Annotated in this window: 22 protein-coding genes and 1 pseudogene; 22 read left to right on the top strand and 1 reads right to left on the bottom strand. The window is 38.6% G+C overall.

What is annotated here, in order from left to right; genetic code table 11:
- The first annotated feature begins 5 nt into the window (after positions 1-5).
- The 15 genes and pseudogenes from LCM11_RS05085 (at position 6) to LCM11_RS05015 (ending at position 15,021) form a co-directional block, all read left to right on the top strand.
- Entirely contained in the window at positions 6-1,652 is a 1,647-nt protein-coding gene (locus LCM11_RS05085; protein ID WP_224893167.1) for an NTP transferase domain-containing protein, read from the top strand.
- A complete protein-coding gene (locus LCM11_RS05080) occupies positions 1,628-2,023 on the top strand; it encodes a GtrA family protein (RefSeq protein ID WP_224893166.1) in 396 nt (131 codons plus the stop codon). The genes LCM11_RS05085 and LCM11_RS05080 overlap by 25 nt, the downstream gene beginning before the upstream one ends.
- Positions 2,020-2,727 (top strand): glycosyltransferase family 2 protein, encoded by a 708-nt coding sequence (locus LCM11_RS05075; RefSeq protein WP_224893165.1) that lies wholly within the window; start codon positions 2,020-2,022, stop codon positions 2,725-2,727. Before LCM11_RS05080 ends, LCM11_RS05075 begins: the two co-directional genes overlap by 4 nt.
- The gene (locus LCM11_RS05070; RefSeq protein WP_224893164.1) at positions 2,727-3,356 is read left to right on the top strand and encodes a phosphatidylinositol-specific phospholipase C/glycerophosphodiester phosphodiesterase family protein; all 630 of its coding nucleotides are present in this window, start codon (positions 2,727-2,729) and stop codon (positions 3,354-3,356) included. The genes LCM11_RS05075 and LCM11_RS05070 overlap by 1 nt, the downstream gene beginning before the upstream one ends.
- Positions 3,343-5,076: a DUF6798 domain-containing protein gene (locus LCM11_RS05065; RefSeq protein WP_224893163.1), complete on the top strand. Its 1,734-nt coding sequence runs from the start codon at positions 3,343-3,345 to the stop codon at positions 5,074-5,076. Before LCM11_RS05070 ends, LCM11_RS05065 begins: the two co-directional genes overlap by 14 nt.
- A gap of 232 nt (positions 5,077-5,308) precedes the next feature.
- The gene (locus LCM11_RS05060) at positions 5,309-7,357 is read left to right on the top strand and encodes a right-handed parallel beta-helix repeat-containing protein (RefSeq protein ID WP_224893162.1); all 2,049 of its coding nucleotides are present in this window, start codon (positions 5,309-5,311) and stop codon (positions 7,355-7,357) included.
- 559 nt (positions 7,358-7,916) lie between these two features.
- A pseudogene (locus LCM11_RS05055) lies at positions 7,917-8,318 on the top strand (ATP-binding cassette domain-containing protein); the annotation flags it as partial.
- A gap of 54 nt (positions 8,319-8,372) precedes the next feature.
- Positions 8,373-8,549, top strand: coding sequence for a hypothetical protein (locus LCM11_RS05050; RefSeq protein WP_224893161.1), 177 nt, complete (start codon positions 8,373-8,375; stop codon positions 8,547-8,549).
- 55 nt (positions 8,550-8,604) lie between these two features.
- Positions 8,605-9,378, top strand: a complete 774-nt coding sequence (locus tag LCM11_RS05045) for a hypothetical protein (RefSeq protein ID WP_224893160.1) — start codon at positions 8,605-8,607, stop codon at positions 9,376-9,378.
- Complete coding sequence (locus LCM11_RS05040) at positions 9,378-9,644, top strand: PqqD family protein (RefSeq protein ID WP_224893159.1); 267 nt, start codon at positions 9,378-9,380, stop codon at positions 9,642-9,644. The genes LCM11_RS05045 and LCM11_RS05040 overlap by 1 nt, the downstream gene beginning before the upstream one ends.
- A complete protein-coding gene (locus LCM11_RS05035; RefSeq protein WP_224893158.1) occupies positions 9,634-10,077 on the top strand; it encodes a signal peptidase I in 444 nt (147 codons plus the stop codon). The genes LCM11_RS05040 and LCM11_RS05035 overlap by 11 nt, the downstream gene beginning before the upstream one ends.
- A gap of 17 nt (positions 10,078-10,094) precedes the next feature.
- Positions 10,095-11,903 (top strand): ABC transporter ATP-binding protein, encoded by a 1,809-nt coding sequence (locus LCM11_RS05030; protein WP_224893157.1) that lies wholly within the window; start codon positions 10,095-10,097, stop codon positions 11,901-11,903.
- Positions 11,896-12,996 carry a nucleotidyltransferase family protein gene (locus LCM11_RS05025; protein WP_224893156.1) on the top strand — a complete coding sequence of 367 codons (1,101 nt, stop codon included), beginning with the start codon at positions 11,896-11,898 and terminating at the stop codon, positions 12,994-12,996. Before LCM11_RS05030 ends, LCM11_RS05025 begins: the two co-directional genes overlap by 8 nt.
- A 30-nt stretch (positions 12,997-13,026) precedes the next feature.
- Positions 13,027-14,019, top strand: a complete 993-nt coding sequence (locus LCM11_RS05020) for a metallophosphoesterase (protein WP_224893155.1) — start codon at positions 13,027-13,029, stop codon at positions 14,017-14,019.
- A gap of 216 nt (positions 14,020-14,235) precedes the next feature.
- Entirely contained in the window at positions 14,236-15,021 is a 786-nt protein-coding gene (locus LCM11_RS05015) for an SDR family oxidoreductase (RefSeq protein WP_224893154.1), read from the top strand.
- 85 nt (positions 15,022-15,106) lie between these two features.
- Here the strand turns inward: LCM11_RS05015 and LCM11_RS05010 are convergent, their stop codons facing one another.
- Entirely contained in the window at positions 15,107-15,394 is a 288-nt protein-coding gene (locus LCM11_RS05010; protein WP_224893153.1) for a hypothetical protein, read from the bottom strand.
- A 197-nt stretch (positions 15,395-15,591) separates the two neighbouring features.
- On the opposite strand from LCM11_RS05010, the gene LCM11_RS05005 reads away from it, so the two are divergent.
- From LCM11_RS05005 to LCM11_RS04975, 7 genes are all read left to right on the top strand, one after another.
- The gene (locus LCM11_RS05005; protein ID WP_224893152.1) at positions 15,592-15,957 is read left to right on the top strand and encodes a cupin domain-containing protein; all 366 of its coding nucleotides are present in this window, start codon (positions 15,592-15,594) and stop codon (positions 15,955-15,957) included.
- 134 nt (positions 15,958-16,091) lie between these two features.
- Positions 16,092-17,672, top strand: coding sequence for a long-chain-fatty-acid--CoA ligase (locus LCM11_RS05000; protein ID WP_224893151.1), 1,581 nt, complete (start codon positions 16,092-16,094; stop codon positions 17,670-17,672).
- Between the two features lie 188 nt (positions 17,673-17,860).
- On the top strand, positions 17,861-18,901 hold the full coding sequence (locus LCM11_RS04995) for an SDR family NAD(P)-dependent oxidoreductase (RefSeq protein WP_224893150.1): 1,041 nt from the start codon (positions 17,861-17,863) through the stop codon (positions 18,899-18,901).
- 34 nt (positions 18,902-18,935) lie between these two features.
- Entirely contained in the window at positions 18,936-19,739 is an 804-nt protein-coding gene (locus tag LCM11_RS04990; protein ID WP_224893149.1) for an alpha/beta fold hydrolase, read from the top strand.
- Between the two features lie 179 nt (positions 19,740-19,918).
- Positions 19,919-21,205: an ABC transporter substrate-binding protein gene (locus LCM11_RS04985; RefSeq protein WP_224893148.1), complete on the top strand. Its 1,287-nt coding sequence runs from the start codon at positions 19,919-19,921 to the stop codon at positions 21,203-21,205.
- Between the two features lie 4 nt (positions 21,206-21,209).
- On the top strand, positions 21,210-22,130 hold the full coding sequence (locus LCM11_RS04980) for a carbohydrate ABC transporter permease (protein ID WP_224893147.1): 921 nt from the start codon (positions 21,210-21,212) through the stop codon (positions 22,128-22,130).
- Positions 22,131-22,970 (top strand): carbohydrate ABC transporter permease, encoded by an 840-nt coding sequence (locus LCM11_RS04975; protein WP_224893146.1) that lies wholly within the window; start codon positions 22,131-22,133, stop codon positions 22,968-22,970.
- Positions 22,971-22,997 lie beyond the last annotated feature (27 nt).

Genomic DNA, 22,997 nt, shown 5'->3' with positions numbered 1-22,997 from the left:
TCAATGTGAAAATAGTAATCCCTATGTCCGGTAGAGGCAGCAGGTTTCTAGATGCAGGATATACTCACCCCAAACCACTAATTGAAGTTGATGGCTTTCCAATGATAGAGCAAGTCGTTAACATGTTTCCGGGAGAATCAGATTTTATTTTCATTTGCAGTAACGATCACTTGGAGTCGACAAATATGGAAGAAACATTGGTTCGAATTGCACCAAAAGGGAAAATAGTCGGCATTGATCCTCATAAAAAAGGACCGGTATATGCAGTTTCGAGAGCTTTTGACTATATCAATGACGATGACGAAGTGATAGTGAATTATTGTGATTTTTCCTGTTATTGGAATTATGTAGAGTTCTTAAAGGATGTTAGGAGTAGTCATTCAGATGGGGCTATTGCTGCATACAAAGGTTTTCATCCTCATATGTTAGGGACGACAAATTATGCATTTATGAGAGAAGAAAATCAATGGATGTTAGAGATTAAAGAAAAAGAGCCTTTTACAAATAATAGGATGAATGAGTACGCATCAAGCGGTACGTATTATTTTAAGACCGGGAGTATGGTGAAAAAATATTTCGAGGAGCTTATGAACAAAGGAATCGATTTAAAAGGGGAGTACTACGTCAGCTTAGTTTACAACCTAATGAAAAGTGATGGGTTAAAGATTAGAATTTTTGAGATTGATCATATGCTGCAATGGGGTACTCCTCAAGACTTAGAAGAATACTTACAGTGGTCTCATTATTTTAAAGAGATCATCAACAGAGGAAATAGCAAAGATTTATTGTATGACATGACGACAATGATTCCTTTATCGGGAAGGGGGAAAAGGTTTTCTGAGAAAGGGTATCATTTGCCCAAACCTCTGATCTCCGTATCAGGTAAACCGATGGTTCTACAATCTCATGACCACCTTCCACAGTCTGCCCATCAAATTTTTATTTGCTTGGAAGAACATTTGAATCAATATCATTTAGAAGAGGAAATCAAAAGATCTTATCCTAAAGCAGATATTATGAGGTTGTCACAAGTCACGGAAGGTCAAGCAGTCACTTGTGAATGGGCATTGGAGCAACTTGATTTAGAGCGACCGCTACTTATTTCCGCTTGCGATAACGGGGTGCTATGGAATGAAGAGAAATTCCAAGATATGTTGCTGGATGAGAGTGTAGATGCAATTATATGGAGTTTCAGAAATCATCCTTCAAGCAACGCTCATCCTGAAATGTACGGATGGGCAAATACTAAAACTAACTCAGAGGTGACTTCTGTTTCCGTAAAAGAACCAATTAGCCACAACCCTGAAAATGATCATGCCATAGTTGGAACTTTTTATTTTCGCAAGGCGAGAGATTTTAAAGAAAGTGTTAAACGAATAAAAGCTAAAAACATACGCGTAAATGGAGAGTTCTATGTAGATAGTTCAATTAATGAATTAATAGCAATGAATTTGAAAGTAAAGGTATTTGAAGTCGATCATTACATTTGTTGGGGAACCCCAAATGACTTGAGAACCTTTGAATACTGGCAGAGTTTTTTCCATAAGTGGAAGTGGCATCCTTATCATTTAGATAAGGATATTTTTATGGCACCTGAAAAAATTAATAAATTGGATGAAAAGTACAGATGTCCCAAGCCAGTCTTTCAGTAAGGTCTAAGTTCCAGCAGCAAATTCAGCGTTTTTTAGTTACAGGGGTATCAGCAGTTCTTGTTGACACCCTCTTTTATTTCTTGTTGATACAAGTAATATCAACATCTTTATCTAAGATGATATCTTTCCTATGTGGTACGATCTTAGCCTACATTCTGAATAAATTTTGGACATTTAAAAAGAAAGCAAAATCTCATATCGAACTTTTTCAGTATATGGGTTTATATTTATCGACTTTAGGCATAAATGTTGCTTCAAATATGCTCTTTCTTACTCTTACTTCAAATAAAATTATTGCTTTTGTTTTTGCTACAGGTATCAGTGCTTCATTAAATTTTATTGGACAGAAATGGTGGGTGTTTAAAGAATGATTAAATATTCTGTGGTCATACCGTGTTATAACGAAGAAAAGAATATACCTTTAATTTTGAAAAGGTTTAATCAAGTTATTAATAGAAATGATATCGAAGTCGTTTTAATCAACAATGGTTCAAAGGATAATAGCAGAATTACTTTAAGTGAAGTTATTCCAAAGTACTCCTTTGCAAAAACGTATGAAGTTAAGGTGAATCAAGGGTATGGCTATGGGATTTTGTATGGATTACAAAAAGCTAGGGGTGAATATTTGGGATGGACACATGCTGATATGCAAACAGACCCAAATGACGTCATGTCAGCCATTGAAGAAATAGAAAAAAATAGATGTCCTCAAAATATTTACATCAAAGGAAAACGGAAAAATCGTCCAGTATTTGATCAAGTCTTTACTACTGGAATGAGTATATACGAAACCATACTATTGCGGACCAAATTAGTTGATATCAATGCCCAGCCTAACCTATTCCATAGGAGCTTTTATGATAGTTTAACGGATGCGCCTAAAGACTTTTCACTTGACCTTTATTTTCTATATATGGCTCAAAAGAAAAAACAGAAAATCCATAGGTTTGAGGTCTCCTTCCCAGAAAGACTACATGGACACTCTAGCTGGAATACCGGCATATCATCAAAATGGAAGTTTATAAAAAGAACGCTCTCCTTTAGTATGAAGCTAAGAAAGGAGAATTTAAAATAATGGAATTTATTGCACATAGGGTTAATACCATTGAAGAATTAAAGTATATCCCTCAAGAACATGGGGTGGAAGTCGACTTAAGAGATTATGGGGACCGGTTAGTCCTCCAGCACGAGCCTTTTATAAATGGAGAAGACTTTGAAGAATACTTAAAACATTATCACCATGGCACGCTGATTTTGAATATTAAAAGTGAAAGGATAGAGCTTAAAGTATTGGAACTTTTAAAAAAATATAAGGTCAAAAATTACTTTTTTCTAGACTCTTCTTTTCCGATGATCCATTTATTAACAAACAATGATGAAAAGAATGTTGCCATTCGATTCTCTGAATATGAAGGGATAGACACAGTGTTGGCTATGAAAGGAAAAGCCAAATGGATTTGGGTTGATTGTTTTTCACAACTTCCACTTAATCTGGCTTTATACAAAGTCTTAAAAAAGGCTGGATTTAAGCTTTGTCTAGTTTCGCCAGAATTGCAAGGAAGAGATGATGATCTGCAAAAGTATAAAGATTATCTTGAGGAAGAGAAGTTATCTGTGGATGCTATTTGCACAAAAGTGTATAACATAGATCAGTGGAAAACTGTTGAAATGGGAAAAGGTGAAAGATATGTTGAGCAAAAATAAAACAACTTTAAAAAAAGAATCAGATTTAGTGTTCGGTGTCACCGTTTTTTTAACCGCTTTATTCTCTGTATATTTTTATCAAGTAGCCTGGGGATGGCCGATTGTTGATAGCTATCCGCAAATGGAAAGAATGTTAGACAGCAACTACCTAACGAATGATTTTTACACAAATACATTCGGCGATTTTTCTGCGCGATTATATATTGCGTATTTTTTTATTTTTGGATCCGAATTTTTTCAAACACACTACACTATATTCATTGGATATGCTAACCTGTTAAGAATTTTTCTATTGACGATGGCTGTTTTTATATTTTTAAACACGGTATCTAAGAATAAATACGTCGCTCTCATTGGAACTTTCCTTGGAGCCGTTTCTTTCTATAGTGTACCGAGAATGATAGCTTGGTTTTTTAGTACTCCAGTCATTAGTGCTGCTGAAATTTCACTTATTATCATTATTTTCAGTACTGCTCTAATTTATCAAAATAAATTATCTATAGGCTTTTTACTACTCGGACTTTCGATGGTCATCCATCCAGTTGTAACCATCCATGGAGTAGGGTTCGCGGCAATCTTATATTTTACTAAGTATGGTCTCGGAGCCTATAAAAAACTTTTTAAGGTTCCTGTATTACTTGCGTTTAGTTTTATGGCAGGTACTTTTCTTCTCAATTACATTCCATACAAAAATTCCTTAAAGGGCTCTACTTTATTATCTAGTAGTGAGTTCACCCACATTATTGGAGAAGTAAGGCACCCGCATCACTATATTCCATCCATGTTTGGTTTAGAAATTTGGGGGTTGTTCTTGTTCTATGCTGCCACCTTTATTTATATGAGCTTTAAATTAAAAAAGCAGTTGGCAAAAAGTATAAATACCTTTATAAAATACTATTTAATCTATCTGAGTCTCGTATTAGTGGTAGGGTATATTTTTGTTGAGGTATGGCCTATAAAAGAAGTTGTAACGATTATTCCTTATAGATCACTGGTGTTTTTTGCTTTAGTGTATTTATTACTATTTTCCCAATACGTGTTCTATAAGTTTATAAATAAAGATTACATTTCATTTTTATTTTTGCATCTACCGTTTATTCCTATTTTAGCTCAAGACATCCTTGTTTCTAGCACTTGTATGATTGTTGCCTTTTCTTATGCGATTCTAACGGATTTTCTTGCGTCAAGAAATATTAAATCATCAATAAAGATTGACCAATATTTTTTCAATAGGCTGAACTTAAACTACTTCTATTTATTTATCATTACGTTTGCTTTAGCCAGTGCTTATTTTGGATTGGGCAGAGGCATTGCCTTTAATATTCCAAATATCAATGCCAAAGAAAATGAGGTGTATAAATGGTTGAACGAGAACACCCCTGAAGAGTCCGTTGTTTTGGCAGAGTTAGATGTTGATTACTTAGTCAATCAGAAAATCAGGCTGATATCGGATAGAGCAGTGCCTATAAGTAAAGATTTTCCATTTAATGAAAAGTATTATTCTGATTGGAACGAAAGATATATAGATATATACGGAGGTAAGTACGATAACTTAAACTATATAAATAACATGTCAGAAGCGGAACTGAATGATATTTCAAAGGAATATGGAGTCGATTACTACCTGAGAACTAAGAGACTTAAGCAAAGTGAGAACATAAGTTTGGAAAAGATTATAAGGGTGAATGAAGAAAATGTATATATTTATATGAGGAATTAAGTGTTCGTTAGTTCTATTTAAGAGAGTATGAAGTGTGGCATCCAACAAATGATTGAATGGGAATTCTATTTATGGTGATTAGGTTTTTTTGAGAAAGGAGATAGAAATTCACTCACGTTACAATGAGAAACTCACATGTTTTTACTTAACGATAGTACAGAACTAACATCATTTCTAAATATGTTATTCCTATGAGTGTAGCGTAGTACTGTAGAAGAATGGAGGATACCCATTGAAAATTAATAATAAAACTCTAATTATTACCTTTTCTCTATTAGTACTAGGAATCCTTATGGCGGCTTATTTAGTATCGGAAAATTCTAACAGATCTGAAATTCAAACAAAGGCCGCAAAAAACGATGATAACGAAGATATTTATGAGCTAGAGTTAGATCGATGGGATATATACAACGATGGAACACATCCTGAAAAAACGACTGGTGGCTTGAATAATGCCTTAAGGTGGGCTTCGGACAATGGATTTTCAATTTTCAAAATTCCGAAAGGAGAGTATCTTATCAGTAAAGGGAAAAAGCCATCTGATTCTGAAGCAAGAATTAATATGGTAAGTAACATGAAGTTTGAATTAGATAATAAAGCTGTAATTAGAAAGGAGAAGAATGGGTTCGAAGCTTATGAATTATTGTACATGGCACCTGGGACTCGAGATGTAATCTTAAAAGGAGGTACTTATGAAGGGGATCGACCATCTCATGATTACACAGACAAAGATAACGAGTATTCTAAGAATACCCATGAATTCGGCATGGGAATTTATGGGTTAGGTGTGGAGAATATCACCATTAAAGGAGTGAAAACCAAAGACTTTACTGGCGATGGAATAATGATTGGAGGAAGTTCCACACAAATCAATATTCTGACCGCGGAAGATTTTGAATCTGGTTCAATCAATAGTGAAGGAACTTTCGTTGATGATGCTTCAAAAACCCGAACTACTAATAAATTCAAAACTAATTTTGATAACGAGAAATTTGATGAATTTAATACTTTTCAATTTTCCAGACCTCAAGGGCTTTCAAAAGAGACGAACTATGAAGTGTTCTTTTACGATTCCAATGATCGTTTTATTTCGAAAAGTAAAGATAATGAAATGGACTGGAGTTTAATCGAAATCCCTGAGGATGCTAGTTATTTCCATGCGGTATTTGACCAACCATATTCTGAAGGTTTCAGAGTGGAGTATTGGAATAAAGTCATCTCTGAGAACATCTCTATCTCTAATAGCGAATCTTTTCTGAATCGTAGGCAGGGAATAACGGTAGCAGGGGTAAATGAAATGAAGATTGAAAACAATGATATTCATGACATTAAAGGTATTGCACCTCAATCGGGTATTGATTTAGAAGCTGGTTTTTATCCTAATACAAATATAACGATTAATAATAACAAAATTTACAATAATGAGAGGTACAATGTTATTCTTTTTGATGGAGAAGATGTAATTGTCGAAGGGAATTATCTAGGGGAGAATGAAAATAGATCATCAATAGGTGTTGCCGTCTCAAAACCTTTTAGGAGTGGAGCACTAATTAAGGAAAACCACTTTGATGGTTCTAAAATAGTAGCAGATGGGGAAGCTAAGTTTGTGGATAACATTATGAATGATTCTATTGCTACACTTTTTGGTCCCAAGACAGAGGTTGATGGAATGCAATTTAAAAACTCACAATTAAGTATTAAAAGTACTGAGCCTAATGGAGTCGCAGTATCTAATATAGAAATGGAAAGTAACATGGAGCAAACAAACACGCTAAGCATTGACGATCATCCTGTGCATCTTAAGAATATTACTTTGAAAGGAAAGGCAGCTCAAAGGAGTATAGTAGGTAATGTTGAAGAGGGAAGCGTATTCGATAATTTAAAAGTCATAGGTTTTAACTCAACCTATGGAATTGATCTTCCAAGAGGAACCTATAACAACTGTTCATTTGAATCCTCACAAGAGGGAAATGGAACAGTAGTCATAAATGATTCAGGAGACTATATATTAAACCAGTGTTCTTTAAAAGGGCTTAATCAACTACTTGTCATTGAAAATAAAGACGCTTATGTTGAGGTGCATGACTCACATTTTGATTTGAAGGATGGAAAGTCTTCCATTTCTGTGAATGAAGCAAAGGTGGTCTCGATTCTTAATAATACCATTAAGATGAAAGGTTCTGCATCAGTTGAGGAGACAATAAAAGTCCAGGAAGCATTTAATTCTCCATCAAAAATTAAAATTGAAGGCAACATGGTTGAGTCAAAGCCTTCAAACTAAGGCTAATAATTGCAGAGCCCAAGGGTTTTAAGTATATTTTGTTTTTACCTGTAAAAAAGAGGCCGCGTGAATTGAGGCCGCTGAAAACCCTACTAATTTCTCCCCGCAGAAAATGAATTCCCCACTTTCATACGAAAAATCATATGAAAGTGGGGAACGGATATCGTATTTTGGGCATTTTCAGCTATAAAAGTGAGAAAAATAATTTACAAAATATGTTTTTCAGTGGCCTGCGTGATTTGGTCTTTTTTTCATAAAGTCCCATAGCCTAAATCGCGTAATTATTTATTAGGATTATTTTTATTGTATAAATAAGATTGTAAGAAAGGAAATGTGGATAGTTACGCACAATTTATTCGAGATAATTCAAACAAAAGTCTTGCGGATAAGGGATAGGATTTAATTCGGATAGAGGAGAAATTTATAGAAATTAAAAAATGATTGTATTTTGTATGAAGATGCGTTATGTTCTTAATATAGAACGATGACTAATTTAACACTTATTATTAGTATAATTATTTATATGACCTAGTTTTTATTGTGTACTCGAAAGTTAGAAGCACTCGAGTTTTCTTCTGCCGCAGAGTTTGTAAACAAACTGCCTCAAGGGTTGGATACGATTATTGGCGATCGTGGAATCAAGTTGTCGGGAGGGGAACGGCAGCGGCTGGTGCTAGCCCGGGCTATTCTTAGAAAGCCGTCCATTTTAATTTTAGATGAAGCGACAAGTGCACTGGATACTGAAAATGAGAAGAAAATTCAACAGGCGATCGAGCGACTGAAAGGTAAGATGACGATTATTGTAATTGCTCACAGGCTATCTACAATCCGGAATGCTGATCAGGTGATTGTACTTGAGCAGGGGGAAGTTGTGCAGCAAGGTCAGTTCAATCAACTCGCACAGGATAAGAAAAACATCTTTAGTCACTTATTGGGAAACCAAATGAAGGTCGTTCCATAAGTGAAAATTTTTTAGTTGCTTGTTCTTTATTAAGAATAAAAAGGAGAATTTAAAATGAAGAAAAAGTTATACAGGAAACCTGAGGTTCTAGATCATCGTTCCATTCAGTTTGAAACGTCCCAAAGCTGGAATAAAGGAAGAGGTCCGGTATCTGGGGATGGAGGAAATAGTGACGGGGACAATTACCCAAATGATCCGTTTCAGCCGAAAAAACCTCATCCTAATAAGTAACTACAAGCGGGAGTCTGACTAATTTATGCATCTCCCGTAAATAAGGAGTCTATCTATGGATAAGCTTGTGTTAGCAATTGGAGATCATTTTATTGAAGTAAGTGGAGACTATTCTCGATTAACTTTACAAAATTACGATTCTTTTCTTACAAATGCAGTTCAAAAGGTAGATTTGACTCTAACTCTTAAGGAAGGTTATGGGCACCCCTTTAAGGACTACGAAGTCACGATTACTTCCGCAGAGGATAAGATCATTTTTCAACGTGCGGATTATCTTATTCGAGTAGCCGCTGATTATCGAAAAGCGGAGTTATTTTATTACGATGGACTTGCTCTAAAGCATGCATTGATGAATCTCTACAGTAATTTCATTGTTCATCATAATTGGGGGGTTCTTCTTCATTCTTCCAGTGTGATGGATGGTTCTAAGGCACATATTTTTTCCGGACAGTCAGGGGCAGGAAAATCGACAGTGGCTCAAATGTCTCAGCCGAGAGATCTTCTTTCTGATGAAGCGGCTATTATTAAAATTACTGATGATGAGGTTAAGGTGTATCCTTCTCCTTTCTGGAGTGAACTCTGCGCAAGCCATATAGGAGAAACAACTCTCTCAAGTATTCAGCTGCTGCACCAGTCGAAAATCAATCATAAACAGCCGCTTAAGAAGAGACAGGCATTGATGCAATTAATTGATAAAGTCTTTTACTGGTCGTATTCACCAGCACAGACAACCCAAGTGATGACTTTATTGAAGCAAGTCGTTGAACAGGTTCCTATAAACGAGCTTTATTTTAAAAAAGATCCTTCTTTCTGGGAGTTGATATCGTAATGAATCGTTATAAAAGGAAAGAATTCCACGAAGTGATGCAGGTAGACAATGAATGGATTATTTTGAACTTAAAAGATTATACGGCTACAACGGTAAATGAAGTAGGGAATTTTTGTTGGAACGAGCTTGCTGCATCCCACTCCTCAGAAGAGATTGTTCGTAAAGTGAAGGATCAATACGATATTGATGAGGAACAGATCGAAGAAGATATAACCCTTTTCTTAGAAATACTACATCAATGCGGGCTGGTTGAAAATGCAGGTTAAGCCTCTTCATGCGTTGGCTATAGAGGGCGTCATCCATAAGAAAGGGTTCATTGATTTACCTTCTTTAGGGAATAGTATGTATCCGTTGATTAAAGAAGGGGACATTTGCAGATTTGTCATGTGTAACTTCGATCATTTGAAGGAAGGGGATATTCTTCTTTACCACTTGAATGGTGAACTCGTCGCTCACCGTTTAATTGAGAAAATAAATGTTGAAGGAAAGGTCTTTTTTCAATGTAAAGGGGATACGAACCTCGGGAAGGATCAATGGGGGGTGGAGGAAGATGTAATCGGTAAACTTCTATATATTAAAAGAAACAAACGAGTTACCTCTGCTCTTGGGCGCAAGGCAAAAGTGTGGGGTTGGAGCATTTTATCCTTGCCGGTGCTTTCTTCATTTTTAAGGATTTATATAAATAAAAAAGGCATCTGAGGTTGGGGGGGATGATAATGAAAAGATTACTCAATAATACCGAAATATCACAGTACTTTTCATTAGGAGAGCTGAAGAGGATCATCCAATTGCTGTTTCCCTATGTGAGAAAACATAAAAAGGCTTATATAGGATTATTCATCATGCTCCTTTTGGACATTGCTTTAGCGCTCGCCTTTGCCTGGTTCTTTGGAAATACAATCGATGCTGCTGTGCAAGGGAATTTCGAGCGGCTCAAGTGGCTGATCGCAACGGGGGTTGCTATTTCTTTTCTGAGTATGGGAGTAAATTTTACAGATACGTACCTTGAAACCGTGGCCTTAAATGGTGTGAAAAAAGACTTTAATCATGATGTTTATGAGCACGTGATACGAATGAAAGGAAAAAATTTTACTAATTATCATTCAGGAGAACTGTTTTCCCATTTTGCCCACGACCTCCATCAGATTGAAGGGGTTGTAGGAAGAGGATTGCTTAATCTGATTCGAGTGCCCATCATCTCTATTTCTGTTTTCATTTATTTACTTCATATTAATTGGGCTTTGACATTAGTGATTCTGCTCGTTATTCCTTTAGCCATTTTGGGTGGTGCATTGTTTGGGGTTTTGCTTAGAAATAATAGTAGAGAAATACATGAATTGATGGGGATGATCAGCAAAACCTTAAACGAAACTTTTCAAGGTCTAATGGTTATCCGTTCTTTTACACTGGAATCCTTTTTTAAACAAAAGTATAAAAAAAGCCAGGATGAGTTATATCAATTGGAACTGAAGGATGCAAAGCTAAGAGGCTGGTTTAACACCGGAGGAGAAGCGGTTGGGATGATGACGTTCCTGACTACCTTAGCTGTGGGGATGTATTTCGTGACGGATGACATTCTCACAATCGGAGCCCTTTTAACATACATCAATCTGGTAAATCATCTCGTCTATCCAATGACTGGACTTGCTGGACAATGGGCAGGTTACCAGAGGTCGGTTTCAGCAATTGAACGAATCATTCGCTTGCTGGATCAACCGAGGGAAAAAGGAAGCGTCGGCTCATACATCCCTGATTGTGAAGATCGAATTGAAGCTAAACATATCACGTTTAGTTATGATAATAACCATCCCGTGTTTACAGACTTTACGATTACTCTGCCTGCCAATAAGCTGACAGCCGTTGTGGGACCAAGCGGCGCGGGGAAATCAACGCTTTTTTATCTATTGCAAGGAATCTATCAGCCACAGCAAGGCACGATTTGTGTTGATGGAATACCTATAGATGAAGAGAATCTCCAAAGCCTTCGTCAGTCTATGGCCTATGTGCCTCAGGAGACATTTTTGTTTAGTGGCACTATCCGGGAAAATCTTCTGGTTTCCGGTAATGAGAGAACAACCGAAGCTGAAATGATGGAAGCAGCTCAGAGTGCTAATATCCATGCATTTATTGAATCCCTGCCAGAAGGTTACGATACAGAAATCGGGGAGCGGGGCGTAAGGTTATCTGGAGGGCAAAAGCAGCGTTTAGCCATTGCGAGGGCACTCTTGAAAGATGCTCCTATTTTATTATTGGACGAAGCCACATCATCACTTGATAACGAGTCAGAATATCTGGTGCAGGAAGCCCTGGGACGATTAATGAAAGGACGAACCACTGTGGTAATTGCCCATCGGTTGTCTACTATTCAACATGCCGATCACATTTTGGTCCTAGATCAGGGGAGGGTGGTTCAACAGGGGACACATGAACAGTTGATTCGGACAAACGGCCTCTATAATGATTTGTATCTTAAGAGCTATTTTCAAAAGGAGAGTTATCCTGAGGTCGTTTCTATAAATGCCTAGGAAGGAAGGAATGGTCATGCTTCCTGCTTTTATTTATAAGATTTATAAAAAAGAGATGCTGAATTACAGCATTGATGAATACCACAGACTCGCGGGTTTGATTCAAAAAGAACAGGTTGGATCCCAAATCCTTCATCTATTAAAGCAACATCATCAATTAGACGAGACGCCTGGTTTCTTTCAAGATTATTTAGTAAAGGAAAGTCAGTATAGTTTGTACCAAAATTTGTTCATCAAGAGTCAGATGAACAAAATTCTCGACCAGCTTGAGCTGTGTAAGATCGAACTCATCCCTATAAAAGGCGTCATCTTTGGCGAGAAGTATTTTGGACATGCAGGAGCAAGAGCAACCTCAGACATTGATTTACTCGTGAGAGATGAGCAAGTAGGAGAAGTTGTACGGGTAGTGAAAGAACTAGGCTTTCAGTATGAAGAGGAAATGATTGAAGGCCATTTCCACTGTTCCCTTAGCAAAGAAATCCCAGGTTCCTCCATACCGCTGGTTGTAGAAATTCATTGGAATCTGATGGAAGAGTCGAATACTCATCTTACCCCTGCTGAATTTTTTAGTACGGCAGAGCCTTATGATGGATATAAATTTGTTAAAGTTTTATCTCCTGCTCACACCTTTTATTTCATGTGCCTTCATGCGTGGAGACATAATTTGGACAGTGCCCGTCATTACTTAGATCTAATACAAGTTATATCAGTGTCTCAACATACTATTATCCCTGGTGAAATTTTAGAAATGGCCCGAAAACATTCCACATTAAAAAGGGTGTTAAGGACTTTATCAGATGTATATTATCACTATCCGTTTCTCGAAGTTTGGCTTCCCTTTCCAGAATTATCTGCGCCCTGGTATAAGAAGAACCGTAATATTCCTCTCCTCTCTTACCTTAAATTTTTCGACTACCAATTCTTAAGTTATGATCAATCCATTCATCGTCTTCGTGAAATTTTCAAATGGATAATCCCAAATAAGAAAAGTGTGGAGAATGAACTAAAGGAAGGGAGAAGTTCAGTTGTGTTTCTCAACTATCTCCGACTATATCGACAACGGGTGAGTAGTTTATGGAGGGCTTTGCGATAATTTATCCTGTTATTTGGGAGTGCGAGTTTAGTGAAAGTGAAGAAGGTATTAGTAAGAGGTTTGTTAGTCATTACGATTGTAGGTGCGGCTATTTTAATTTACACCGTCTGGGATAACTCAAGAGTAAAAGTGGTCAGACAAGAGGTTGGAATACCCGGCCTCCCTAAGGAGTTTGAAGGATATAATATCTTACAGCTTACTGATCTACAGGGAAGAACATTCGGATCCAACCAGGATAAGTTAATCCGACAAATCAATTCACTAAACTATGACTCCATTCTTTTTACAGGAGATATTTTAGATGATAAAAAGGTTGATTATGCTCCCTTCTATCGCTTATTAGATGGGATTGAAAATAAAACAAATGCCTTGTACGTCCAGGGAAATTCAGATCCCTCCAATTACAAGATTGGTGGTAATGGTGAACTAACCAAACATGATTTTGTAAATGGAATGGAAAAGAGAGGCGTAGAATTACTAGAGTCTTCGCATGAATTAACCGTGGATGGAGCAGCCCTAACCTTCGTAGATTTTGAGCTTTCGATCCTCGATCCTGAAAAAGGTTTTACTTTTGCTAATGGAAGAACAAGACCACAAATGTGGAGGAATCAGAAGTACATTGCTTATCAAAATGAATTACTTCAACAATGGAAGGGGTTTGAGAAGAGGGAAAATGAAGTTCTAATCGCTGTAAATCATTTTCCTGTCATCGACGAACGAATTGATCAATTAACAAGTTCAACTTATTATAAATTCAGAGACTACGATTTAATTATCGCGGGCCACTACCATGGAGGCCAAATAAGAATACCATTCCTCGGAGCCCTCGTCGTTCCCGAAGCATTTTATGATTTTGGAGGTTTATTTCCTCCTCAAGACCGTGTGAAGGGATTATGGGAATACAAAGCAATTAAGCAGTATGTTAGCGCAGGTCTGGGGAGCAGTGATGCTGTTGGATTCATGAATTTCCGTCTTTTTAACACACCAGAGATTAATCTTCTTACATTAAAAGATGCAAAGTAGTCATCATGAACACTCAGGATTTAGGGACGCCTTCAACTTCGGAATAACTCGAAGTTGAAGGCGTTTTTTTCTTATGAAGAAAGTCTAACTCCATTGAGATGTTAATAGAGCAAGGCATAAATGGGGCCAGCACACTACTCCTGTTGGGAAGTTTTAGCAAACTAATAGAAGGGAACTTTTATAATAGATAGAATTCCGTAGAGGAGGAAATAAGAAATGAGTAAAACCATCTTTATTACTGGCGCAGGAAGCGGGCTAGGAAAAGGCACAGCGATTGGCTTAGCTAAGAAAGGACATCATGTAATCGCAGCGGTTGAAATAATTTCCCAGATCACGAGTTTGAAAGAAGCAGCTTCTGAAGCGGGTGTAGAACTCGAGATCATTAAGCTTGATATAAAAAACAAGCGTGATCAGCAGTTAATTCATGAATACGATTATGATATTTTCGTAGCGAATGCAGCGATTGGGGAAGGCGGTCCTATTGCGGAAATACCAGTAGACCGTGTCCGGGATATATTTGAAACCAATGTATTCAGTACACTGGAAAATGCACAGATCGCAGCTAAGAAGTTCGTAGAAAAGAAAGCAGGAAAAATTGTATTCTTGAGTTCTATAGCAGGTGTGGTTGGTATGCCTTATCTTGGAGCTTATGTAGCTTCTAAGCATGCCGTAGAAGCAATGGCAAAGACCATGAAAGCAGAGCTTGAAGAGTTTAATGTTCAGGTAGCCACGATTAATCCCGGACCGTACGAAACCGGCTTTAATGACCGTATGTTAGAAGAGAAACACAAATGGTACGATGAGGATAAGAACTTTACACCAAGAGAATCCATTGCTGAAACGGAAAAAATGCTGGAAGATCAGTATGATCCACAGGAAATGATCGACAAGATGGTTGAAGTGATTGAATCGGATCACCATGCTTTCCGTACAGCCTATCCTCAGGATGCAGAGGATATGATGAAAGAGGAAGAACGAAAGAATTGGGAAGCTAAGATATAATAATTTGACCTCAGTAAGATCCTGCAGTCTGACGCCTTTACCCTATAGGAGTCAGGCTGTTTTTCTTTAAGAAATTGAAACTTCGTTATGATGGATCCCCAACTACGATTGAATTTTGTATGTAAATTCCTTTCCGCTTCTTTCTTGCAATGCTTCCCGTTATCCTCTCCAACACTATAATCGTCAGAGAAAGAATTCTGGTGTCAGATTCACTTTCACTATTAGCCCACTGATCATTTACTCTTTCCAACATGCGAAGCGATTTACAAATAAACGTAAGTAGTGGGTGTTCATGCTCTTCTGCATGATTTTGTTTCTTTTCTTTTATTCTCTTTTCTTTTAAATAAAGCGCCCGCTCCTTAGTCCGGTCCAACGGCCGCTCCTTTGGCTGCAATGGCGTTCATTCCTTCATTCAGGTTAACATGCGCATTAGCATTCAAGTTATCAACGCAGCTATCTATAATCCGGCGGTCCCCAATCATTTCTGAGACTGGTAAATCAACCTTCAGTTACAATTAAATAGCTCTTAATTAAAGTGGTTAAGACTTATAAAAAAGAGGAGTTTTTTCAATGGAACATTTACCTATTAATCTTCATGAAAAATTCACAAAATTTAACGATCAGTGGTCACCGAAAGTTATTGGTGAAATGAACGATTATCAATTCAAACTGGTAAAAGTGCAAGGGGATTTTGTGTGGCACCGTCATGAAGATACGGACGAAGTATTTTTCGTGGTGAACGGGCACATGGTTATTGAATTCCGTGATGGAGAAGTCGAGTTGTCTGAAGGAGAAATGTATATTGTGCCAAAAGGTGTAGAACACAAACCTTATGCTGAAGAAGAATGTCAGATTATGCTGGTTGAACCTAAGGGTGTAACGAATACCGGAGAGGCCGAGAGTGACTTAACGGCGGAAAACGATATCTGGATTTAAGCTATTCATTTTTCAGTAAACAGGGAATTTTTCTGGTTTCTAACTGTTATACTATTAAACTATTGATATATAACAGGTTCATTATTACAATATGTGTAAGCGCTTCAATATATTTATAAGGGAGAAGTGATGGAATGCAGGTACCTTTGGTGTTGACTGACTTTCTTGATCGAGCCGTAGAATTGTATGGGGATAAGCCCGCCATTATTGATGATGATCGCACGCTGACGTATAAACAATTGAACGGGCGAGTGAATCAGCTGTCGCGTGGGCTGGGTGAACTCGGAGTGCTAAAAGGAGACAAAGTCGCGTACCTTGCTCCGAACACGCTGGAGATGCTGGAAGGCTTCTATGGTGTATTTCAAGTGGGCGCAGTTATGACTCCGCTGAATACCCGTTTAAAACCGGCTGATTATCAATTCATTCTGGAACATAGTGAAAGTAAAGTGTTATTTGTGGACGCAGATCTTTATCACTTGGTGGAAACGGTCCTGCCTCAGCTTCCGCAGCTTGAACATGTGGTTGTGCATGGAGAAGAAAAAGAAGGAGCTGCTTCCTATGAACCCTGGCTTGCGTCTTTTTCTGATGGTCCGTTTGACCGTGCGGAACTGGAAGAAACCGATATTGCTTCTCTTCTTTATACGAGCGGTACGACAGGTAATCCGAAAGGGGTGCTGCTCAGTCACCGGGCGAACTATCTTCATGCCATGTCCACGATGCATCACTTGCGTGTGAGCGATCAGGATACATTATTGCACGTGCTACCGATGTTCCACGTGAATGGATGGGGGTCGCCCTTCTATTACACAGCTAATGGGGCAACTCAGGTCATGCTTCGCAAAACCGATCCCAAGCTCATGTTAGAAAAGATTAAGAAGCATGGTGTCTCGGTTTTACATATGGCGCCGACTGTACTGAACATGCTTATGGAAGAGTATGATACGGTTAAGCCGCAAATTGAACAGGATGTAAGGGTTGTAATTGCCGGATCTGCCCCGCCGCCTGCTTTTGTTCGAAAAGTGGAGGAGGATTTAGGCTGGAAGTTCATCCAGGTGTACGGCATGACGGAAATCTCCCCGCTGATTACGACATCGGAATTACGATCCATGGATCTTGACCTTCCACCTGAAGAAAAATACCGCCTGAAAGCGAAGGCCGGTTACGAAATGATTGGAAGTAAAGTAAGAGTGGTGGATGAGTTTGGGGAAGAAGTCGCCCATGATGGCAAATCTATCGGAGAGATCATTACCAGGACCAATGGGATTATGGAAGGTTATTTTAAAAATGAGGAAGCGACGAATGCCACGATTCGTGATGGGTGGCTCTACACCGGTGATATGGCCGTAGTAGATGAGAAGCATACCATTGAAATTGTGGACCGTAAGAAAGATGTAATTATCAGTGGAGGCGAGAATATATCCTCGATTGAAGTGGAAGCCATTCTTTATGAGCATCCATCGGTACTGGAAGCGGCAGTAGTTGCGACGCCACATGATAAATGGGGAGAAGTTCCGAAAGCCGTCGTCGTATTAAGAGAAGGCGAGACCGTATCAGAGGAAGAGTTGATCATGTTCTGCCGGGAAAAACTGGCTCATTTTAAAGCACCGAAAAGCATTACGTTTATTGATGAACTGCCTAAAACGGCATCAGGGAAAATACAGAAAGTAATCATTCGTAAATCGTTCTGGGAAGGACACAGCCGGCTTGTTAACTAAATCATGAAACTTATGAGGGCGTACTTTTTGGAAAGTACGCCCTTTTTTAGAGTGAGTGGAGTTCCAATTTATAGCATTGTTCTTAAAAGATGTATATCCCTCTTATTTATGCTAAACTTTTATCTAGAGGCAAAATTCTTGACAAGTGGATGTTTTTTACAAATAGATGGTTTAGGTGGGTGAGCAACATGAATATACTTTTAACTGGTGCCACAGGATTTCTTGGGAAACAGTTAACCATCCGGTTACTTCAGGAAGGTCATTCCGTATATGCGCTGGCGCGGAATGAAAAGAAATCTGAAAGCCTGATGGAATCCGTACCAACTTCTTTGCAGCCGGAATTGACGGTTGTGAAAGGGGATATTGGGAAGGAGAATGTCGGTGTTTCAGAGGAAACATTGGAAGTATTAAAAGACAAGATTGATACAGTTTATCACATCGCTGCTTATCTTTCTTTTGACGATAATGAGAAAGAACAGCTATTTGATATTAATGTAAATGGGACAAAGCGTATTCTGGATTTATCCAGACACATTCGCGTGAAACGCTTTTTCCACGTGAGTACAGCCTATACTCTTGGGGACCAGCTCCATGCTGCCGAGGAACTGCACCCGTTAGATAATTCTTTTGTGAACTATTATGAAAAAAGCAAATGTGAGGCGGAACATTTAGTTTTCAGTTATGACGCGTTCTTTAATGTGAACATTTTCCGTCCGTCGATTATCGTTGGGGATTCCCAGACCGGGGAAGCTGACACAACGTTTGCTTTATACGGAGTTATGAGAAGTTTTGAAATTATGAAAAAGAGATTGGATCGCCAGAAGACGACTCCTGACGATAAGATTAAGTTCTTATGTAACCGGGATACGGCTCAGAATATTGTACCAATTGATTATGTAGTGGATGTACTGGCAGCAGGACTTACCCACGCAGAAAATAAAAAAATATATCACATTACGAATTCGAACCCCCCTAGCAACCAGATTGTATTCGAAGCTTTAAAGAGGGAGTTAAATTTTTATAATGTACAGCTTGTACCAACGGATTATGAAGGAGAACTCACCGAACAGGAACTCAGGTTTAATGAGCCTATGAAAGTTTTTCATCAGTACCTGGATAAAACGTTAACGTTCGATGACTCTAATACGCAGGAACTTTTAAAGAAGAACGGTACAGAACCTCTCAACTTAAACGATACCGTTCTAAAGACGATTATCGCTGGAAGATAAGGCTACTATTTAAAAAGAAAGTACGGATGCATCTATGTTGAACTTCAAGAAGACTTCTTTACATTATGAAGCTTATATTAATAGTGAAAAGAAAGATTGGATTGTGTTTTTTCACGGGTTTGGCGGAAATTATTCGATATTCAACCGGCAGATTGAGTACTTTAAACCAGATTATAATCTATTGTTTATCGATTTACCTGGTCATGGTAAGTCTCCTGACCTGACAAATGATGAAAATATATTGGACTATACGAGCAGGAAAGTGGTTGAACTGCTTGACCGGCTTCATATTAACCAGGTCCACCTTATAGGGGTATCGCTCGGGACGATCGTCATTCAGGACCTGGCCATGAAGTTTCCGAAGCGGATCAAATCCATGGTCTTATCCGGTGCGGTTGGCCGCTGGTTATGGTGGGGAGAGACGCTTGGGAAGATTGTGCTTTCTTTTCCTATTCGGAATATGCTTCCTTATATGGTCCCTTTTGTGAGTTTCGCTCACATTTTAATGCCGAAAAGAAATCATAAGAAATCCAGGGATTTCTTTATTAAAGAAGCATTGAAACTGGGGCAGAATTCTTACCTCCGCTGGCTCTATATCGTAAAGGATGCTCACCAGATCTATTCGAGATTGAAGCAGCAGGTAAACAAAATTCCAAAGCTGTATATCTCGGGTGATGAGGATCATATGTTTTTACAGGGAATTGTGAAACACGCACGTAAGGAAGAAGCGGCGGAATTAACCATATTGGAAAAATGCGGTCACGTATGCAACATTGAACAATCATCACAGTTTAACTTGATATCTCGCGATTTTGTAACTAGATATACTGCGGTTTAGTGACCGATGGTTTTGAAAGCTCTCTACTTGTGTAGGGAGCTTTTTTAATAGGAGTTGTTAGGACTAACTTTAAAATTCAGCTATAAGGCTGATAAAAATTTTATGTCATCCGGTTGACATGTTTTGGGACCAGGAGTACAATTCATTTAAAGTAAACGATTTCAAAAAGGAGGAAATGGATGATGAGGTCGGCCATCTTAGCGAGTTTGTTAGTGCTTTCTTTGTTCCTTGCAGGGTGTGGGGAGGGCAGCAGCTCAAAAGGTAAAAATACTGTGGACATATGGGTTCACACATCTAGTGAAAGCGCTGAAGGTAAAGTCATGAAGGATACAGTAGACAGGTTTAATGAAGAATATGAAGGTACGTATCAGGCAGAAATTCAATTCATTCCCCGGGGCGGTGGAGGAGGCGGATACGAGGATAAAATTAATGCTGCTGTTTCTACCGGGACGCTGCCCGATGTATTAACACTGGACGGCCCAAATACTGCCGCTTACGCGGAAGCTGAAATTGTTGCTCCGATAGGCGAGTACATTTCAAACAAAGAAGATTTATTAGACAGCATTATCAATCAGGGAACGTATAACGGTAAACTTTATGCGGTTGGTTATTCAGAATCCGGAGTAGGTATTTATTACAATAAAGAAATGTTTAAAGAAGCAGGAATTGATATGGACTCTTTACCAACTATAGATGACCCCTGGGGCTGGGACAGGTTTATGGAATTGTCTAAGAAACTGACGGAAACTTATGAGGTGCCTGCGATAGACATGATGTTGAACAGCCAGAATGAGTGGTTAATGTATGCTTTTACTCCTTTTATTTGGTCAAATGGCGGTCAAGTTATTTCAGATGAAGGAAATGCACTTGGTCATTTCAATAGTGAAAAAACGATGGAGGCACTAAATTTTGTACAGGAGATGTTAAATAAAGGCTATACGACTTTGTCCCCGTCAGAGAACGGCTTCCTCACCGGTAAATACCCGATGTTAATGAGCGGATCCTGGACCATCCAGCAGATTGAAACGAACTATGATGATCTAGAATATGGCATCATGCCATACCCGACATCGCCAGAAACAAACGAACTGGTTTCGCCGTCTGGAAGCTGGCAATATGCGATGACTTCGGGGGCGGAGAATAAGGAAGCAGCCGGGGCATTGATTGATTTTATGACCACTACGGAAGCCATGGTGGATGTAAGTTTAGGAAGTGGTGTGCTTCCGGCAAGGCATTCAGCCGCAGAAGAGCTGGAGGGACAGGTTTCCCCTCAAATGAGCACACTGATTGAACAAAATACAGCCTCTGCTCATCCACGACCTATCATACCAGCATACCCGCAAGTTACCCGGGCCTTTCAGCAGACACTTACCGGACTTGCATACTATGAAACGACGGAAGAAATGAGAGATTTGCTCGATCAAAAAGCCAGAGAAATGCAGACAGCTATAGACAGGAGGAATTAATAAAATGGAAGCGACAAACCAGTATGCGGATCGTAATAAGAAGAGTAAGTTTAGTTTACATGCCTTGAATTTCCATTTGCAACCACTGTACTTTATGCTGCCAGCGATTATACTTTTAGGGGTTTTCCTGTTTCTCCCTGCAATTCTGACTATTTATTACGCGTTCACTGATTATTATTTACTGACACCTGATCAGCGTGAATTTGTAGGGTTCAGCAACTTCGTCGAACTCTTTACGGATCCTGTTTTCATGAAGAGTCTACAAAACATTGCGGTTTTTGTAGTTTGTATTATTATCGTTCAAGTAGGTACGGCTTTAGGACTGGCCCTGTTAATTAACAAAAATAGAAAAGGAAATATTTTCTTAAAAATTGCTTTCTTTTCACCGGTAGTTATGTCTTTAGTTGTTGTATCTGTACTCTGGCTATATTTATTAAACCCAGCCGATGGACTGATTAATTCTATCTTACAGGCCGTTGGTATAGATGCCCAGCCATTTTTGACGAGTCCTAAACAAGCTATTTATGTAATCGTATTTGTATCAGCCTGGCAGGGAGCCGGGTATCAGATGTTAATTTTTCTGGCAGGTCTTCAAAATATTTCAAGAGAAGTGTATGAAGCGGCTAAAATTGACGGAGCGAACCGCTGGCAGAGCTTTCTTCATATAACGCTTCCGCTTTTAAGACCAACGACGACTCTAATTATTTTCACGACACTGATCGCTGCATTTAAATTAATTATTCAGCCGATGATTATGACGCAGGGAGGTCCGCTTAATTCAACCATGACACCAATCTATTATATTTTTCAAACCGGTTTTACCGATCGATTAGTAGGCTATGCGAGTGCTATGACGGTTGTCTTCGGCGTATTGATCGCCATCGTTTCATTCTTGCAGCGCAAACTTGCAAAGGAGGATATTTAAATGCAGGGAGTTAAGAAAATCGTCAAAACTATACTACTTATCCTTCTGGCTTCTCTATTCGTTTTTCCATTACTATGGATGATTTCCTCTTCTATGAAACCGGAAGAGAGTATTTATCAGGATTTAGACAGCATTCAAGCTTTACTTCCTTCTTTTGAAGTATCTCAATGGCTGACTTCCTATTCTGAGTTGTTTGCGCGTTTTGATATACTAGGCTACTTGTTTAATAGTATTTTATATGCAGCTATCGTTACTTTCGGTTCGATATTTATAAATGGGATGGCTGGTTATGCATTTGCCAAGTTTCAGTTCTTCGGAAAGAACCTTCTGTTTAGCTTGCTGCTTGCTATGCTCATTGTACCTGTAGAAACGGTTGTTATTACGCAGTTTACGATTATTCATAACCTTGGACTCGTGAACAGTCGTTTGGCTGTCGTTCTTCCGATGATCGCCAATGCGTTCTTTATATACTTGTTCCGGAATTTCTTTATCGCTGTCCCTAATTCGATTATTGAATCAGCGAGAATCGAAGGCGCAAGCAACTGGTCGATTTTCTGGAGAATTATGATGCCGATGTCTAAGCCAGCGATTGCTACGGTAGGGACGCTTTCGTTTATCGCAAGCTGGAATGATTATATTTGGCCGCTGATGATTTTAACGGATGGAGATAAATTCCCGCTCCAGGTAGCGATTACCAACATTAATTCAACCCAGCCAGTCTTCACCAATCAGATTATGGCGATTCTTACGATTTCCACAATTCCATTAATCATTGTTTACATTTTTGCACAGAAATACCTGCTTCAAGGACTGGGCAGTTCAGGTACCGGAAGTAAGTAATAAAAAATTTGACGTGTATGCCAACCG

The organism is Halobacillus halophilus, from assembly GCF_020171985.1.
GTDB classification, from domain to species: Bacteria; Bacillota; Bacilli; order Bacillales; family Halobacillaceae; genus Halobacillus; species Halobacillus halophilus_A.
The sequence above is the reverse complement of the archived record's forward strand: the minus strand, read 5'-3'. Positions and strand labels throughout refer to the sequence as shown.